Below are 548 nucleotides of genomic sequence, written 5' to 3'. Positions count from 1 at the left end.
GTTATGGTCAACCTGCTGCTGCTGCTGCTGCTGCTAAGTCGCTTCAGTCGTGTCCAACTCTGTGCGACCCCATAGACGGCAGCCCACCAGGCTCCCCCATCCCTGGGATTCTCTAGGCAAGAATACTGGAGCGGGTTGCCATTTCCTTCTCCAATGCATGAAAGTGAAAAGTGAAAGTGAAGTCACTCAGTCATGTCTGACTCTTTGCAACCCCATGAATTGCAGCATGCCAGGCCTCCCTGTCCATCACCAACTCCCAGAGTTCACTCAGACTCACGTCCATCGAGTCAGTGATGCCATCCAGCCATCTCATCCTCTGTCGTCCCCTTCTCCTCCTGCCCCCAATCCCTCCCAGCATCAGAGTCTTTTCCAATGAGTCAACTCTTCGCATGAGGTGGCCAAAGTACTGGAGTTTCAGCTTTAGCATCAGTCCTTCAACGTTCACTCTTGCCATCTCCTATTTGACCACTTCCAATTTGCCTTGATTCATGGACCTAACATTCCACGTTCCTATGCAATATTGCTCTTTACAGCATCGGACCTTGCTT

General features: G+C 51.1%; 1 protein-coding gene. It reads right to left on the bottom strand.

The features are described from left to right. Positions 1-190: 190 nt before the first annotated feature. Positions 191-445 carry a hypothetical protein gene (locus QP442_RS08390; protein ID WP_285069777.1) on the bottom strand — a complete coding sequence of 85 codons (255 nt, stop codon included), beginning with the start codon at positions 443-445 and terminating at the stop codon, positions 191-193. Positions 446-548 lie beyond the last annotated feature (103 nt).

This window comes from Pauljensenia sp. UMB1177 (assembly GCF_030217965.1).
In the GTDB taxonomy this organism is placed as follows: Bacteria; Actinomycetota; Actinomycetes; order Actinomycetales; family Actinomycetaceae; genus Pauljensenia; species Pauljensenia turicensis_A.
Note: the sequence above shows the minus strand (reverse complement) of the source record. Positions and strands in the feature narration are given on the sequence as shown.